Below are 13,583 nucleotides of genomic sequence, written 5' to 3'. Positions count from 1 at the left end.
ACCGTGCGTGGTGGGCACAACGAGGAGCCGTCACGGCAAGTGACGGCTACAGGGTCAACGGCGGTTATGGGGTGAGCGGCGGTCAGCGGGACTGCGGGTCCCGCCGCTGCGGCAGCGTCACCACCGACGCGTCGCCCGGACCCGCCGGGGGCAGCCCCGCGACCTGGGCGAGCAGATCGCACCAGGCCGTCAGGTGGGCCGCGGTGTCCGGAACGCCGCCCAGGCCCTCGCGCGGCGTCCAGGAGGCGCGGATCTCGATCTGCGAGGACGCCGGGCGCTCGGACAGGCCGCCGAAGTAGTGGGAGCTCGCCCGTGTGACGGTGCCGCTCGGTTCGCCGTACGACAGCCCGCGCGCCTGGAGCGCGCCGGTCAGCCAGGACCAGCACACGTCGGGCAGGAGCGGGTCGACGGCCATCTCCGGCTCCAGCTCCGCCCGCACCAGGGTCACCAGCCGGAAGGTGCCCCGCCAGGCGTCGTGGCCCGCCGGGTCGTGCAGCAGCACCAGCCGGCCGTCGGCCAGGTCGTGGTCGCCGTCGACGACGGTGGCCTCCAGCGCGTACGCGTACGGAGCCAGGCGCTGGGGCGCCTTGGTCTGCTCGACCTCGATCTGCGGCCGCAACCGACTGCTGCGCAGGGCGTCGACCGCGGCGCGGAACGCCGGTGGAGCCGTACTGCTCGAATGCCGGTCCGCCTCCCCTTTGTCCCTCGCCTCATCCATTCCGCCACTGCCGTCCGACAGTCTTCCCTGAGCCGCAGCCATGCCGGGAAGATTAAGGGGAACCGGGGCTTCGTGCAGGGAGGGACACCCGGACAACACGGCAACCCCAGCGCCCGGCCTGTTGCGGCCGTGCGAGACTTGCCCCCGTGAGTGCCAACCAGACGCCGCCGACCGCCACGTACGATTCCGCCTTCCTCAAGGCGTGCAGGCGCGAGCCCGTGCCGCACACGCCCGTGTGGTTCATGCGGCAGGCCGGGCGCTCCCTGCCGGAGTACCGCAAGGTCCGCGAGGGCATCGGGATGCTCGACTCCTGCATGCGGCCGGAGCTGGTCACCGAGATCACCCTGCAGCCCGTACGCAGGCACAACGTGGACGCGGCGATCTACTTCAGCGACATCGTCGTCCCGCTCAAGGCCATCGGCATCGACCTCGACATCAAGCCCGGCGTCGGCCCGGTCGTCGAGCGCCCCATCCGCACCCGCGCCGACCTGGCCCAGCTGCGTGACCTGACCCCCGAGGACGTCTCGTACGTCACCGAGGCCATCGGCCTGCTCACCCGCGAGCTCGGGGCCACTCCGCTCATCGGATTCGCGGGTGCGCCTTTCACCCTTGCGAGTTACCTCGTCGAGGGCGGTCCGTCCCGCACGTACGAGAACGCCAAGGCGATGATGTACGGCGACCCGGAGCTCTGGGCCGACCTGCTCGACCGCCTCGCGGACATCACGGCCGCGTTCCTCAAGGTGCAGATCGACGCCGGCGCCTCCGCGGTCCAGCTGTTCGACTCGTGGGCCGGCGCGCTCGCCCCCGCCGACTACGTGCGCTCGGTGATGCCCGCCTCCTCGAAGGTCTTCAAGGCGGTCGAGTCCTACGGCGTCCCGCGCATCCACTTCGGTGTGGGCACCGGTGAGCTGCTGAAGCTCATGGGCGAGGCCGGCGCCGACGTCGTCGGTGTCGACTGGCGCGTCCCGCTCGACGAGGCCGCCCGCCGCGTCGGTCCCGGCAAGGCGCTCCAGGGCAACCTGGACCCGACGGTCCTGTTCGCCGGCACCGCGGCCGTCGAGGCCAAGACCCGCGAGGTCCTCGACACGGCCGCCGGTCTGGAGGGCCACGTCTTCAACCTCGGCCACGGCGTCATGCCGTCCACGGACCCGGACGCGCTGACCCGCCTCGTCGAGTACGTCCACACGCAGACGGCTCGCTGACGGCGCTCACCACGTGTGGGGCCGCGCTCTCCTGCCGAACAGCAGGCCGCGCGGCTCCGGCGGCGGCGGTGTTCCCGGCTTGAGCGGCCAGGCGAGCGCCATGCCGGCCAGGAAGCCGACGATGTGCGCCGCATAGGCCACGGTGCCCGCGTCGGAGACGCCGTCGCCGTTCGAGTACACCGCCTGCAGCACGAACCAGAACCCGAGCACCAGCCAGGCGGGCAGCCGTAGCGGCAGGAAGATCAGGAACGGCACGAGGACCCACACTCTGGCCTTCGGATACAGCACCAGATAGGCGCCCAGTACGCCCGCGACGGCCCCGGAGGCGCCGATCAGCGGTTCGGCGGAGTCGTCGTTGAGGAGGGCGAAGCCGTACGACGCCGCGTATCCGCAGACGACGTAGAAGAGGAAGTACCGCACGTGGCCCATGCGGTCCTCGATGTTGTTGCCGAAGATCAGCAGGAACAGCATGTTGCCCAGCAGGTGCAGCCAGCCGCCGTGCAGGAACATCGCCGTGAAGACCGACAGGGCAGGGGACTTGTCGTAGCCGGGCGGGCCGATCACACAGCCCGGGCCCCGCGGGCCGACGGCGACCTCGCCGGTCGGCACCACTCCCGGCAGCTGACCGTGGATCAACTCCCTCGGCACCGCAGCGTACTGGTCCAGGAACGCGTGCAGATGGCACAGCTGGGACAGGCTGCTCTCGCCGGCCACGGCGCCCGCTGTGCCGGGCGTGGACAGGAAGACGAGGACGTTCGCGGCGATCAGTGCGTATGTCACCCAGGGGGTGCGGCGCACCGGGTTCACGTCATGGACGGGGATGACCACGAGATGTATCTGCCCCCGATGTGTGCCACGAATCGGTGAACGGGCCCGTCGCCGCGCGCGTATGTGTCGGCAACCGCCCGTGGCACGGGGAAGGCGGGTCGCGGGGTCTACGTGAGGAACAGGCGATGAACGACCGAGTTACTCCTCCGATTCACGCGTTGCCCGACGGGGAGGCCGAGATCGCGGTGGTGGTGCGGCTGCCGTGGGAAGACGTGGCTCGGCTGGGGCAGGAGGCCGGCCGCCTCGCTTCGCAGATGCAGCGGCCGGTGACGCTGGACGAGGCCGTCAGCCATCGGCTGCGGTCGGTCCGGCCGGGGGCCGCGCATGCGAAGCCGGCGGGGGAGCAGCCGGCTGCCGCCGCGGCCATGCCGCCGAGTGTGAGTGCGTCCGTGTCCTCGTTGCCTTCTCGGCCGCCGGCTGAGCAGGCTCGGCAGGCCATTGAGCGGATCAACGGATCCGCCTAGTCGCCGTCGGGGGTGTGGGGGTTCGGCGGCTGCGGGTGCGTTGTGGCTGGTCGCGCCGTTCCCCGCGCCCCTAGGTGGGCTGTCCTACTGCCTTCACAGCCTTACGGGCCGCTACGAGCACGGGATCCCAGACCGGGGAGAACGGGGGCGCGTATCCGAGGTCCAGGGACACCATCTGTTCCACCGTCATGCCGGCCGTCAGGGCGACCGCCGCGATGTCGACTCGCTTGCCCGCGCCCTCGCGGCCGACGATCTGGACGCCCAGGAGGCGGCCCGTGCGGCGTTCGGCGAGCATCTTGACCGTCATCAGCGAGGAGTTGGGGTAGTAGCCCGCGCGGCTCGTCGATTCGATCGTGGCCGTGACGTACTGCAGGCCGGCCCGGCGGGCGTCCTTCTCGCGCAGGCCCGTGCGGGCGATCTCCAGGTCGCAGACCTTGCTGACGGCCGTGCCGACGACGCCGGGGAACGTGGCGTAGCCGCCGGCGGCGTTCGTGCCGATGACCTGGCCGTGCTTGTTGGCGTGCGTGCCGAGGGCGATGTGGCGTTCCTGGCCGGACACCAGGTCGAGGACCTCCACGCAGTCGCCGCCCGCCCAGATGTTCTCGTGGCCGCGTACCCGCATGGCGAGGTCGGTCAGCAGGCCGCCGTGGTCGCCGAGGGGGAGGCCCGCCGCTCGCGCGAGCGTCGTCTCGGGGCGGACGCCGATGCCGAGGACGACCACGTCCGCGGGGTACTCCGCGTCCGACGTGGCCACCGCGCGGACCCGGCCGTCCCCGCCGGTGAGGATCTTGGTGACCTCGGTGTCGTTGACCATGGTGATGCCGAGGCCCTCCATGGCCTCGTGCACCAGACGGCCCATGTCCGCGTCGAGCGTGGACATGGGTTCGCTGCCCCGGTTGACGACCGTGACCTCGTAGCCGCGGTTGATGAGCGCCTCGGCCATCTCCACGCCGATGTAGCCCGCGCCGACGACCACCGCGCGCCGGCCACGCGTGTGTTCCAGCGTGTCGATCAGGGCCTGGCCGTCGTCGAGGGTCTGCACGCCGTGGACGCCGGGGGCGTCGGCGCCCGGCATGTCGGGGCGGATCGGGCGGGCGCCGGTCGCGATCACGAGTTTGTCGTACGACGTCCAGGACTCGGCGCCGGAATCGACGTCACGCGCGCGTACCCGGCCCCCTGCCACGTCGATCTCCGTGACCTCGGTCCGCATGCGCAGGTCGATGTCCCGCGCGCGGTGCTCCTCGGCCGTACGGGCGATCAACCGGTCGCGCTCCGGGACGTCGCCGCCCACCCAGTACGGGATGCCGCAGGCCGAGAAGGAGGTGAAGTGGCCGCGTTCGAACGCCACGATCTCCAGCTCCTCGGCGCTCTTCAGGCGCCGCGCCTGCGACGCCGCGGACATCCCCGCGGCGTCGCCCCCGATGACGACCAGTCGTTCTCGCGTTCCCGACCCACCACTCGCAGCGCTCATGTTCATGCGAACACGCTACGAGCGCCGGGCATTTCAGTCCCGCTCGCCGCCCTGTTCGGCGCCGCGCTCGTCCCCCGCGTGCGTGCGCCCCGGTGCCTGGCGGGCCGTCGGCAGCGGACCCAGGGCGGTCGTCGCGGGCGCGGCCGCCGGGCGGCGGGGCATCCGGGGCCGCAGGACCTTCAGCCACAGCAACACGATCAGTGCCGTCACCGCGGCGAACGGCAGCACGGCGCCGAACGCCACCGCGAGCCAGCGCAGCATCGTCACGAACGCGCCCCAGCCGCCCGCCAGCGCGTCCAGGAAGCCGGGGTCCTCGTCCTTCGGGGCCGCCTTCTTCACCGGCGTCTCCGACAGGGAGAGGGTGATCGTGGCCAGGCTGGTGCGGTCCTTCAGGGACGCCTGCTGAGCCAGCAGCGCCTCAAGGTCGGCCTGGCGGGAGCTCAGCTCGCCCTCCAGCGTGACCACGTCGCTGAGCCTGGTCGCCCGGTCCATCAGCTCGCGGATCCGGGCCACGCTGGCACGCTGCGACGTGATGCGGCTCTCCACGTCCACGACCTGGTCGGTGACGTCCTGCGCCTTGGCGCTGCGCTCGATCAGCTTGCCCGCGCCCTCCAGATCGGCGAGGACCTCGGCGTACTTGTCGACGGGCACGCGCAGGACGACGCGGGTGCGCTCGTGGCCCTTCCCGTCGCCGGTCGTCGTCTCGTTGCCGACGTAGCCACCCGCGTTCTCGGTGGTGGCGCGGGCCTCGTCGAGGGCCTTCGGTACGTCCTTGACCTGCACGGTCAGCGAGGCCGTACGGATGATGTGGCTCGCCGTGGCCTTGGGCGGCGCGGTCGCCCGGTCCGCGCCGGAATCGCTGCCCGGGGCGCCCGCGTCCGCACTCGCCCGGACCTCCTCCTTGGCGGCGGCCCCGCCCCCGGCGGCGCTGCTGTCGGACCCCCCGTCGTCCGTGCCGCTGCAGCCGGTGAGCGCGAGGGCGGCGGCCAGCAGGAGGCCGGTCAGGACCTGAACCGGTCGTACGGGTGGTGCGGATCGTGTGGATCGTCGTGCGCGCATGTGGGCGTACCCCCGAGGGTTGTCGTGGCGAGTGATGCTTCTTCGACGCGGAAGTCCGGCCGAACGTTGGCGGGAAACGGTCCCGATGCGGTCACGGTCGGGACTCGTGCGGGACACCGGGGCGCGGACGGGTTGTCAGTGGGGTCTGAGAGGCTGGGGACATGCGCGAAGCTCAGACTCGTAGGGGTACGGGCCAGGTCGTCGTCATCGGCGGCGGGATCGCCGGTCTGGCGGCCGCCCACCGGCTGCTGGCCGCCGGCAGGCGGGTGACCGTCCTGGAGGCGTCGGACCGGGTCGGCGGCAAGCTGCTGCCCGGCACGATCGCCGGGGCGCGCGTGGACTTCGGCGCCGAGTCGATGCTGGCCCGCCGCCCCGAGGCGGTCGCTCTCGCCCGCGAGGTGGGCCTCGCCGACCGCCTCCGGTCGCCCGCCACCGCGACGGCCTCGATCTGGACCCGCGGCGCCCTGCGCCCCATGCCCAAGGGACATGTGATGGGCGTCCCCGGCACCGCCGCCGCCCTGACCGGCGTCCTGTCCGACGAGGGGCTGGCCCGCATCGAGCGCGACGCGGACCTGCCCCGCACGGAGGTCGGGGACGACGTGGCGGTCGGCGAGTACGTGGCGGCACGTCTCGGCCGCGAGGTGGTCGACCGCCTGGTCGAGCCCCTGCTGGGCGGCGTGTACGCGGGCGACGCGTACCGCATCTCGATGCGCTCGGCCGTGCCGCAGCTCTACCGGGCGGCGACGACGCACGACTCCCTCACCGAGGGCGTCCGCGAGATCCAGGCCAGGGCCGCCGCCGGCCGGCAGACCGGACCGGTGTTCATGGGCATCGAGGGCGGCGTGGGCCAACTCCCGCTCGCCGTCGCGGAGTCGGTGCGCTCGCGGGGCGGCGAGATCGTGACCGGGGCGCCGGTGACGGAGCTGCGCCGGGAGGCGTCCGAAGGGTGGCGTGTCGTCGCCGGTGACCGGGTGCTGCACGCCGACGCGGTCGTCGTCGCCGTACCCGCGCCGGCCGCCGCCGGCCTGCTGCGCGCCGAGGCCCCCGAGGCCGCCGCCGAGCTGGACGGCATCGAGTACGCCTCCATGGCCCTGGTCACCCTCGCCTACCGCCGGGCCGACACCGACCTGCCGGCGGGCAGCGGCTTCCTCGTGCCGCCGGTCGACGGGCGCACCATCAAGGCGTCGACGTTCGCCTCCCAGAAGTGGGGCTGGATCGCCGACGAGAACCCGGATGCGGTCGTGCTGCGCACATCCGTGGGCCGCTACGGCGAGGCGGAGATCCTCGGCCGCGACGACGACCACCTCGTCGACGTCTCCCGCCGGGACCTCCGGGCGGCCACCGGCCTCGGCGCCACCCCGCTGGAAACCCGCGTCACGCGCTGGACCGACGGCCTGCCCCAGTACCCGGTCGGCCACCACGCACGCGTGGCCCGCGTCCGCGGGCACGTCGCCAAGGTGCCGGGCCTCGCGGTGTGCGGCGCCCAGTACGACGGGGTGGGCATCCCCGCGTGCATCGCGAGCGCGTACGCCGCCGTGGACCAGCTCGACGGCGATCCGAGCGGTGTCGAGGAGCTCACCGCCAACCCGGTGCAGAGTCTGCACGGCGGAGCGGGAGAATAGGGGACATGAGTGACGACGCCTCCACCACCGAGTCCGGCAGGATCCCGAACAAGGGCAAGCTGGCCAAGGACCTCAACGAGGTCATCCGCTACACCCTCTGGTCCGTCTTCAAGCTGAAGGACGTCCTCCCCGAGGACCGCGCGGGGTACGCCGACGAGGTCCAGGAGCTGTTCGACCAGCTCGCCGCCAAGGACGTGACGATCCGCGGCACGTACGACGTGTCCGGGCTGCGCGCCGACGCCGACGTCATGATCTGGTGGCACGCCGAGACCAGCGACCAGCTCCAGGAGGCGTACAACCTCTTCCGCCGCACCCGGCTGGGCCGCGCCCTGGAGCCGGTCTGGTCGAACATGGCGCTGCACCGCCCCGCCGAGTTCAACCGCGCGCACATCCCGGCGTTCCTCGCCGACGAGACGCCCCGCGACTACGTCAGCGTCTACCCCTTCGTGCGCTCCTACGACTGGTACCTGCTGCCCGACGAGGACCGCCGCCGCATGCTCGCCGACCACGGCAAGATGGCCCGCGGCTACCCGGACGTGCGCGCCAACACCGTCGCGTCGTTCTCGCTCGGCGACTACGAGTGGATGCTGGCCTTCGAGGCCGACGAGCTGTACCGCATCGTCGACCTCATGCGCCACCTGCGTGCCTCGGAGGCCCGCATGCACGTCCGCGAAGAGGTGCCGTTCTACACGGGCCGTCGCAAGAGCGTGGCCGAGCTGGTGGCCGGGCTCGCCTGATCAGTGCGGGAGCCGGGCGGTGGCCTGCTGAGGCCGGCCGCCCGGCTTCGTCGCGGTGTGCTGCCTCAGCTTCTTCGCCTTGCTCTCGCCCGGGCGCTCCGGCTTGGGCTCGGGGTGCCCCTCGCACGCCGCGCGCCGGGCCGGGAGGCGGCCCTCCAGCAGGTAGGCGTCGACGTGACCGTTGACGCACGCGTTCGGGCCGTACGCGATGCCGTGCGTGCCGGCGTCCCGCTCGGTCACCAGTACCGAGCCCGACAGCCGCCGGTTCATCTCCAGCGCCCCGTCGTACGGCGTGGCGGCGTCCCGCTCGGCGGCCAGGATCAGGATCGGCGGCAACTCACCCCGCCCGGTCCGCACATCGAGCGGCTCCTGCCGGGGCGCCTGCCAGTAGGCGCACGGCAGGTTCATCCACGCGTTGTCCCAGGTCTCGAACGGCGCCACGCGCGCCAGCCGCGTGTTGTCCCGGTCCCAGACCGCCCAGTCCGTCGGCCAGGGCGCGTCGTTGCACTCCACGGCCGTGTAGACCGCGCTCGAGTTCTCGTCCTCGGCCGCCGCCTTTGCCGCCGGCGCGGCCAGCTCGACCAGCGGCTTCGGGTCGCCCTTCACATACGCCGACAGCGCCTTCGCGCGTGACGGCCAGTAGTCGTCGTAGTACCCGGCCTGCAGGAACGCCTCCTGCAGCTGCCCGGTCCCGACCTTCCCGCCCGCCGGCTCCTCGGCCAGCCGCGCCCGTACCTTCTGGTAGCTGCGCAGCACCTCGTCGGACGTGGCACCGAGGCCGTACACGTCGTCGTGCTCGGCGACCCACTCCCGGAAGTCCGCCCACCGCTCCTCGAACGCGGCCGACTGGGCGAGGTTGCTGCGGTACCAGATCTGCGCGGGGTCCGGGTTCACCGCCGAGTCGAACACCATCCGCCGTACGTGCGAGGGGAAGAGCGTCGCGTACACCGCGCCGAAGTAGGTGCCGTACGACGCCCCCATGAACGTCAGCTTCGACTCGCCCAGTGCGGCCCGCAGGACGTCCAGGTCACGGGCGTTGTTCAAAGAGTTGTAGTGCTGGAGCGCGCTGCCCGTGCGCTGCGCGCAGCCACGCGCGTACGCCTTCGCCCGGGCGATGCGCTCCTTCTTGTACGCCTCCGACGGGTGTGTCGGCGCCTGCGCCGGCCCCTTGACGGCCTGCTCGGGGTCCTGGCAGGACAGCGGCGCGGACGGCGACACCCCGCGCGGGGCGTAGCCGACCAGGTCGTAGGCCGCCGCCAGCCGCTTCCACGCGGGCAGCAGGCCGATCAGCGGGAAGTGCAGCCCGGAGGCGCCCGGCCCGCCCGGGTTGTAGACCAGGGCGCCCTGCCCGGGCACCCGGCGCTTGCTGTTGTGCGGGTCCTTGTGCGTGGCCCGCACCCGGCTGACGGCGAGCTTGATCTGCTTGCCCTCGGGACGGGCGTAGTCGAGCGGGACGGACACCGTGCCGCACTGCATCTTGCCCGGCAGGTCCTGCTCCTTGGCGCACTTGCCGAACGTGATGCCGGCGGCCTCGGCGCGCGCGGCGGCCACCGTCGTGCCGTGCTGCTCGGCCGTGCCCGGGGCGGCCCCGGTGCTGCCGGCCGGAGCGGCGGAGAGGGTCGTCAGGAGCAGAGCCCCGGCGACCGAGTAGAGGGCGGCAGCTCTCATGGCGTATCCCTTCGGTGCACGGCAGCAACAAAAGGGATATTTCGTTCGTCTGTTGATGAAGGCAAGCACCACCCTGCCGGTGTCGGCCTCAATGCCCCCTATGCGTCACCGAGCCGACGGGCTGTCAGTCGTAGCTGTCGGTCGTAGCTGTCAGTCGTGCCGGTGGAACGCGTGGTGGTGCGGCTCGCGGTGCGCGAAGGCCGCACGCAGGTCCGGCTCGCCGATCGCGCGTACGCCCCTGATGGCGACGGAGGTGAGGTACGTACGGTCGTCCCCGGCCCGGGAGCGCCGGACCAGGGTGCTCAGCAGCCGCTGCCCGGCCGGGGAGGCCCACTGCGCGTACGGGTGGATCTCGATCCGGGCGATGGCGAGGCAGCTCAGGGTGAGCACGAAGGGGAGCGCGAACCAGAGCGCGACCAGGTGGGCCGGCATGTCCGACTGGGCCGGCGCCAGCAGCGCGACCGCGCCCAACGCCAGTACGGCGGCCGCGGCGAGCTGCACCTGCCGGATCGCGGCCGCGATCCCGCTGCGCGCCCCGTCGGGTACGGCGAGGCCCGCGCTGACCAGGCGGTCGGCGAGGCTGCCGACCGCGTCGGCGGCGGCTGCGGCATCCCGCACCGGCTCGATGCGGGACTGGCCCTGCGGCCCGATGGCCCCTATCACCGAGCGCTCCATCTCGTCCCGGCCGCGCGGATCGACGACCGTCGCCCAGCCGGTGTGCGCGAGCAGCAGGCGCCGCTGCCGCGCCATGGAGACGAGGGTCAGATCGGCGACCCGCCGCGGGCCGCCGGACAGGAAAGCGGCCTCGTACAGCGTCAGATCGTGTCCCCGGTGCGCGGTCGCCTCTTTCGCGTCCGAGGCCGCGGCGTGTACGGCGGCCAGGCACAGGCGCGTGCAGGCCGTGCCGGCGACGGCCCAGGCCGGCAGAAGGAGAAGGACCCAGAACATGCCGCGTTTCTATGCCAAAGGCCCAGTGAAACGCCATGCCTTATTCACAATACGGACCGAGAGTTGCCGGGATGTGACGTTCCGGATAGGGCGTCGAGGGCGTCAGGACCCTTGCGGGCGGGGGCTGGTCGCGGCCGGCGGCAGGGTGTACGTGGATGACGGCGACGGTGACGGGGGCGGGCTCATCGGGACGGCCGGAGCGGGGTCCTCGGCCGGCCCGGGCGGGGCAGGGGAGGGCCTCAGCGGCGGGGTGCTGTCGGCGACCATGTCCCGGGCCACGGCGTCGTAGTCGACGTAGCCCGTCGCCTCCAGGACCGTGATGTGGTCCAGCACCGTGGTGTTGGCGTCGTCGGCGAGCTTGCGGACGAGGGAGTTGCGCGTACTGGCCCGCACCTGGGCGACGACGGAGAACACCTTGCCGTGCGCCAGGCGCAGGATGTTCGCGAACTGCCGGTCGTACTCGACGCTCCGGGACGCGCTCAGGGTGTCCAGCCACTCCTGCTGCTGCTCGGTGGGCTCGTTCGGCAGCGCGAGGCTGAGTTTGGCGGCGACGTCACGTACCCGCTCGTCGAGGAACGTGTGCCCCTCGACGAGGTGCTGACCGGCGGTCCGTACGGCCGGGGTGGTGCCCTTCCGCTGCGCCTGCTCGCCGGCGGGCAGCTCCCACAGCCCGGCCAGCCGGACCTTCGTGATGAAGTCGCGGTCCAGTGCGGACAGCGGCCCGTACCCGGTCGAGACGGTCTCGGCGTTGAGCACGTCCAGCCCGGTCCCGGACCGGTCGGCGTACGACCAGATGGGCAAGACCATCGCCAACAGCGTCGCCGTCAGGCCGGTGATGATCAGACCGGTGCCGCTGAAGAGGCCTCGGCCGTTGACGCGGGGTCGCGATCGCATGGTGCCTCCTGGTGCGGCACCGCACGTTAGTGCGCTTCGGGGGTGGGTTGGCATATTACTTCGGCGCCGGAGTGTGCCGTGCCCGGCACCCAGCTCATCGCCGCAGTTGCCCGTCCGCTTCCCCGCTCAGCGCCGCAGCAGCACGCGTCGCGTGGCGCGGGCCAGTCGTACCCCCGGCCGTCGCGACCGCGGCCTCGGGCCCGAGCGCTCCAGCCACCACTCCTGCAACTCCGACCGGACCCGGGCATCTTCGAGCCGGCCGTCGGCCAGCAGATACCCGGCGAAGTCCAGGGCGTCGCGTCGGTAGCCGTCGGTCATCGGGTGCCCTTGGCTGTAGCCGAGGAAGGCCCGTCGATACCCGTTCCCGAGAATCACCGGCAGCTCGGGCGCGACCTTCGCCACGACGTCCGCCCGCTTGCCGGCGAGCGCCCGCGCCTGCACGCCGAGCCGTACGCGGTCGAACCCCTCAGGCACCGGCGTCCCGGCGACGAGCGCGGACAGCAGCGAGGCCTGCGCGAGGGCGAGCCGCTGACGAGCGGGTTCGGCGACTGCCTCGGCCCGCACCGCCCCGTCCCGGGTCGGCGTCTCGCGAGGCACCTGGGCCGCGCGCGGCGTCTCGCGCGGCCGCGACCCCGAGGACGACGTCTCCGCGGACGCCAGGCCTCCCAGCGCCGCCCCCTCTGCGGCCGCCCGCCCCTCTGCGGCCGCCCGCCCCTCAGCGGCCTCCCTCTCCACCGCCCCCTTCTCCACCGCCCCCTTCTCCACCGCCCCCCGAATCGCCCCCAGCTCGCGCTCCAGCTCCCCCGGTTCCGGGAAGTTCTCGTCGCGTTCCAGCAGAACCCCCGGCGGGGTCACTCGGGAGGCGAGGTCCGTCAGGATGTCGAGGACCGGCTGGGGCACGGCGTGGGCGTGACTGTCGTGCCAGACGCCGTCGCGTTCGAAGCCGCCCGCGACATGGACGTACGCGATGGCCTCCAGCGGAAGTTCGGCGAGGGCCTTGGCGGGGTCCTCGCCCCGGTTGACGTGGTTGGTGTGGAGGTTGGCCACGTCGATGAGCAGCCGCACCCCCGTGCGGTCGGCCAGCTCGTACAGGAACTGCCCCTCCGTCATCTCCTCGCCCGGCCAGGAGATGAGGGCCGCGATGTTCTCCACGGCGAGCGGCACGGGCAGCGCGTCCTGCGCGATACGGACGTTCTCGCACAGCACGTCCAGGGCGTCCCGGGTGCGGGGGACCGAGAGGAGGTGCCCCGCCTCCAGGCGCGGCGACGCCGTGAGCGGCCCTCCCGCCCGTACGAACGCGATGTGCTCGGTGATCAGCGGCGCCCCCAGCGCCTGAACCCGCTCGGCGAGCTCGGCCAGCCGCCCGGCGTCGGGGCGCTCCGCTCCGCCCAGCCCGAGCGAGACGCCGTGCGGGATCACGGTCACGCCGCGCTCCCGCAGCCGAACCAGGGACTCCGGAAGATGCCCGGGGCAGACGTTCTCGGCGACGGCCTCGACCCAGTCGATGCCCGGCATGCGCTCCACGGCGTCCGCGATCTCCGGACGCCACCCGATCCCCGTACCCAGTCGCTCCATCGTCCCCTCCTCGGCCTCTTCCGTACCCGCTGTCCCGTCTCCTCGGACGTGCCGGATGTGACGGGGGTATGGCCCCGCAGGACCCGCCCGAACCCCTGGGCCGACACCTTCAGAGCAACATTTGAGGTTGGGCGGCCGGGACCCACGTCCCGCTCCCCGCACCGGGCGAGCGGCCTCGCAAGGTCGTACGCACCGCACGCCGACGGCGTTCAAACGCCCCGCACAAGCACGCCTGAGACCTGAACACGGCACGCCCGCCCACCGGGTGGTCGCTCAGGTACCCGGATTCCGGACGGTCTCCGCCACCAGGCGGTTGCCCCGTGGGGCGTACCACGACGTGTACGACGACAGCTTGGCGACCGCCGTGCCCAGCCACTCGGGATCGCCGATTCAGGGA

At 72.6% G+C, this 13,583-nt stretch carries 12 protein-coding genes; 4 read left to right on the top strand and 8 right to left on the bottom strand.

What is annotated here, in order from left to right:
* Window positions 1-82 precede the first annotated feature (82 nt).
* A complete protein-coding gene (locus OG331_RS14430) occupies window positions 83-760 on the bottom strand; it encodes a DUF3000 domain-containing protein (protein ID WP_406195934.1) in 678 nt (225 codons plus the stop codon).
* A gap of 104 nt (window positions 761-864) precedes the next feature.
* Between OG331_RS14430 and hemE the strand changes: the two genes are divergently transcribed.
* Entirely contained in the window at window positions 865-1,920 is a 1,056-nt protein-coding gene (gene hemE, locus OG331_RS14425) for a uroporphyrinogen decarboxylase (RefSeq protein ID WP_406195931.1), read from the top strand.
* A gap of 6 nt (window positions 1,921-1,926) precedes the next feature.
* Here the strand turns inward: hemE and OG331_RS14420 are convergent, their stop codons facing one another.
* Window positions 1,927-2,748, bottom strand: a complete 822-nt coding sequence (locus tag OG331_RS14420) for a rhomboid family intramembrane serine protease (RefSeq protein ID WP_406195928.1) — start codon at window positions 2,746-2,748, stop codon at window positions 1,927-1,929.
* A gap of 125 nt (window positions 2,749-2,873) precedes the next feature.
* Here OG331_RS14420 and OG331_RS14415 point away from each other — a divergent pair, with 125 nt between their 5' ends.
* The gene (locus tag OG331_RS14415; RefSeq protein WP_362386788.1) at window positions 2,874-3,212 is read left to right on the top strand and encodes a hypothetical protein; all 339 of its coding nucleotides are present in this window, start codon (window positions 2,874-2,876) and stop codon (window positions 3,210-3,212) included.
* A 70-nt stretch (window positions 3,213-3,282) separates the two neighbouring features.
* On the opposite strand, the gene OG331_RS14410 is transcribed toward OG331_RS14415, so the two are convergent.
* Both OG331_RS14410 and OG331_RS14405 read right to left on the bottom strand, forming a co-directional pair.
* Window positions 3,283-4,689, bottom strand: a complete 1,407-nt coding sequence (locus OG331_RS14410; protein ID WP_406195926.1) for an FAD-dependent oxidoreductase — start codon at window positions 4,687-4,689, stop codon at window positions 3,283-3,285.
* Window positions 4,690-4,716: 27 nt separating this feature from the next.
* Window positions 4,717-5,742, bottom strand: a complete 1,026-nt coding sequence (locus OG331_RS14405; RefSeq protein ID WP_406195924.1) for a DUF4349 domain-containing protein — start codon at window positions 5,740-5,742, stop codon at window positions 4,717-4,719.
* Window positions 5,743-5,903: 161 nt separating this feature from the next.
* Here OG331_RS14405 and hemG point away from each other — a divergent pair, with 161 nt between their 5' ends.
* Window positions 5,904-7,364, top strand: coding sequence for a protoporphyrinogen oxidase (hemG, locus tag OG331_RS14400; RefSeq protein ID WP_406195922.1), 1,461 nt, complete (start codon window positions 5,904-5,906; stop codon window positions 7,362-7,364).
* A gap of 5 nt (window positions 7,365-7,369) precedes the next feature.
* Window positions 7,370-8,101, top strand: a complete 732-nt coding sequence (hemQ, locus tag OG331_RS14395) for a hydrogen peroxide-dependent heme synthase (RefSeq protein ID WP_406195920.1) — start codon at window positions 7,370-7,372, stop codon at window positions 8,099-8,101.
* Here the strand turns inward: hemQ and OG331_RS14390 are convergent, their stop codons facing one another.
* The 4 genes from OG331_RS14390 to OG331_RS14375 form a co-directional block, all read right to left on the bottom strand.
* Window positions 8,102-9,769, bottom strand: a complete 1,668-nt coding sequence (locus OG331_RS14390) for an alpha/beta hydrolase (protein ID WP_406195918.1) — start codon at window positions 9,767-9,769, stop codon at window positions 8,102-8,104. It lies immediately after the preceding gene.
* A gap of 150 nt (window positions 9,770-9,919) precedes the next feature.
* On the bottom strand, window positions 9,920-10,717 hold the full coding sequence (locus OG331_RS14385; protein ID WP_406195916.1) for a TIGR04222 domain-containing membrane protein: 798 nt from the start codon (window positions 10,715-10,717) through the stop codon (window positions 9,920-9,922).
* 102 nt (window positions 10,718-10,819) lie between these two features.
* Entirely contained in the window at window positions 10,820-11,611 is a 792-nt protein-coding gene (locus OG331_RS14380; RefSeq protein WP_406195913.1) for a DUF4142 domain-containing protein, read from the bottom strand.
* Window positions 11,612-11,737: 126 nt separating this feature from the next.
* Window positions 11,738-13,186 carry a DUF692 domain-containing protein gene (locus OG331_RS14375; protein WP_406195911.1) on the bottom strand — a complete coding sequence of 483 codons (1,449 nt, stop codon included), beginning with the start codon at window positions 13,184-13,186 and terminating at the stop codon, window positions 11,738-11,740.
* Window positions 13,187-13,583: the final 397 nt, after the last annotated feature.

It is taken from the genome of Streptomyces sp. NBC_01017, assembly GCF_045162795.1.
In the GTDB taxonomy this organism is placed as follows: Bacteria; Actinomycetota; Actinomycetes; order Streptomycetales; family Streptomycetaceae; genus Streptomyces; species Streptomyces machairae.
This window is presented reverse-complemented; position numbering and strand designations above follow the sequence as displayed.

Coding starts and splice junctions, on each gene's coding strand:
- OG331_RS14430 (WP_406195934.1), bottom strand. CDS start 760: ATGGCTGCGGCTCAGGGAAGACTGTCGGACGGCAGTGGCGGAATGGAT.
- OG331_RS14415 (WP_362386788.1), top strand. CDS start 2,874: ATGAACGACCGAGTTACTCCTCCGATTCACGCGTTGCCCGACGGGGAG.
- OG331_RS14410 (WP_406195926.1), bottom strand. CDS start 4,689: ATGAACATGAGCGCTGCGAGTGGTGGGTCGGGAACGCGAGAACGACTG.
- OG331_RS14405 (WP_406195924.1), bottom strand. CDS start 5,742: ATGCGCGCACGACGATCCACACGATCCGCACCACCCGTACGACCGGTT.
- hemG (WP_406195922.1), top strand. CDS start 5,904: ATGCGCGAAGCTCAGACTCGTAGGGGTACGGGCCAGGTCGTCGTCATC.
- hemQ (WP_406195920.1), top strand. CDS start 7,370: ATGAGTGACGACGCCTCCACCACCGAGTCCGGCAGGATCCCGAACAAG.
- OG331_RS14390 (WP_406195918.1), bottom strand. CDS start 9,769: ATGAGAGCTGCCGCCCTCTACTCGGTCGCCGGGGCTCTGCTCCTGACG.
- OG331_RS14385 (WP_406195916.1), bottom strand. CDS start 10,717: ATGTTCTGGGTCCTTCTCCTTCTGCCGGCCTGGGCCGTCGCCGGCACG.
- OG331_RS14380 (WP_406195913.1), bottom strand. CDS start 11,611: ATGCGATCGCGACCCCGCGTCAACGGCCGAGGCCTCTTCAGCGGCACC.
- OG331_RS14375 (WP_406195911.1), bottom strand. CDS start 13,186: ATGGAGCGACTGGGTACGGGGATCGGGTGGCGTCCGGAGATCGCGGAC.